The sequence below is a fragment of the Streptomyces sp. B93 genome (genome assembly GCF_018070565.1).
GTDB lineage: Bacteria > Actinomycetota > Actinomycetes > Streptomycetales > Streptomycetaceae > Streptomyces.
Map to the genome: position 1 here is coordinate 1 of NZ_JAGPXL010000107.1, position 1,674 is coordinate 1,674.

Here is a 1,674-nt window from a genome sequence, read left to right on the forward strand (position 1 = left end):
ACGCGTCACTGCCCTTGCCGTGCGCTGCCGGTCCGGTTGCGGGGGTGATGGTGTCGGCGCGGAAGCTGACGCCGCTGCGGTCGCCCATCGACCAGACGAACGCCGTCAGCCCGGTCACCTTCACGACCTGGCCCGCTTCCAAGCCCTTGGGCTCACCGCTCACCGCGATCTCGATCACCGAGATACGGCGCCCATCCGGCCGCACCGTGACCGCCACGGTGTACACGGGATTGCCATCCCGGTCCTTCCTCACCTCCTGGGTCTCGGAGTTGCTGAACTTCACTTCCGGCACGTTGGCGCACCGCAGTACGCCCAGGCGTGCCGTGTCCACGGGAATGGACTGCATGAGTGTTGGCCTCCCTGGCCAGTCGACGACGCCAACCCAGATGCTGACGTCACTTGTCCTTACGAGTTACGACTATGGAGTCCTGTACGGCAGGACCGCAACTACTTATGCTGACGAGTGATGTCGCGCGTGCGACGTGCCTACGACGACCTCACCGGAGAAGCCGCCCATGTCGGAGATCCAGCGCCCCGGAGCCCTCTACCAGCAGGTCGCCGCCGCGATCCGCGAAGCTATCCTGAACGGCGAGTTCCCGCCCGACTCCCTGCTTCCGTCCGAAGCCCAGCTCATGGCCCGCTACGGCGTATCCCGCCCCACCGTCCGCAACGCCGTCGCCGCCCTGCGCGCCGAAGGACTCATCGACGTCCGCCACGGCAAAGGCAGCTTCGTCCGCTCCACCGGCCAGCCCGCCCTCACCATGGAACGCCGCATCGACCACACCACCGATGGCCGTTTCACCATGCCGGGCGGCGATATCTGGGAGGAGGCCGAGGAGCCGAGCACCTACCGCACCCACACCACCAAGGCCACCGGCCGACCGCTCGCACTGGGTGAGGAAGAAGCTCTCTTCGGCTGCGACCGGCTCTTGATCCACACGGCGAGCGGCGCCCGCGCGATGCACCGCACGCTGATCCCCTTCGAGGTCGCCGAAGCCGTGCCGCTGCTGGCAGAGGAGCCCTGCAAGCGCCCGGCCGCGATCTACCGCCTGCTCACCACCGACGGCCACAAGCTGTGGTGGTCGGAGACCGTCGGCGCCCGCATGCCCCTGCCCGACGAGCGCACCACCCTGCGCCTCCCGGACGCGACCCCGGTCCTGCACGTCACCCGCGTCGCGCACAGCACCGACGACCGCCCGCTGATCCTCGAAGAACTGCGCATCGGCGCCGACCGTGCCGAACTCGCCTACCGGATCACCGCCGACAAACAACCCGCCCGCCGCACCCGCACCTGAGCACCAACGAGGATCGGTCGAAACAGTCTTCACTTCCTCAAGGGCGCGCCTGCGGCGCGCCGGGCCGCCCGGCCGCCCCGGCCGGGCATGCGGCGTGGCCGCCGGTCCCGTCCGGACGCCGGACGCCCCACCCCGCAGCACCCCCAAGGAGGCAAGGCGTCGACCGGCCGACGAGGGCAGGCGTGTGGTGGGCTCGGGGTCAACGGCCTCCGAGACTTTAGGCAGCCACCATGGGGCGAGCCTCGAAGAACAGGGGGCCGATCGGGCTATTGCGGGCAGCTCCACAGACTGCCCGATCCGCTGGCGAGCGTAAGGCCCCCTGTTCACTCGCCCCATGGCAGCTCCAGCCCAAAGTCTCTCCAACCGCCGACGTGCCCAC

The 1,674-nt window shown here is 69.4% G+C and carries 2 protein-coding genes; one reads left to right on the forward strand and one right to left on the reverse strand.

From position 1 onward, the window contains the following. A partial coding sequence (locus tag KBY47_RS36105) for a hypothetical protein (RefSeq protein WP_210928860.1) occupies nt 1–346 on the reverse strand: 346 nt, incomplete at its 3' end. 169 nt (nt 347–515) lie between these two features. On the opposite strand from KBY47_RS36105, the gene KBY47_RS36110 reads away from it, so the two are divergent. Then, entirely contained in the window at nt 516–1,295 is a 780-nt protein-coding gene (locus tag KBY47_RS36110) for a GntR family transcriptional regulator (RefSeq protein ID WP_210928861.1), read from the forward strand. Nucleotides 1,296–1,674 lie beyond the last annotated feature (379 nt).

Bases quoted from the DNA above. Each gene is read 5' to 3' on its own strand.
- KBY47_RS36110 (WP_210928861.1), top strand. From the start codon at position 516: ATGTCGGAGATCCAGCGCCCCGGAGCCCTCTACCAGCAGGTCGCCGCC.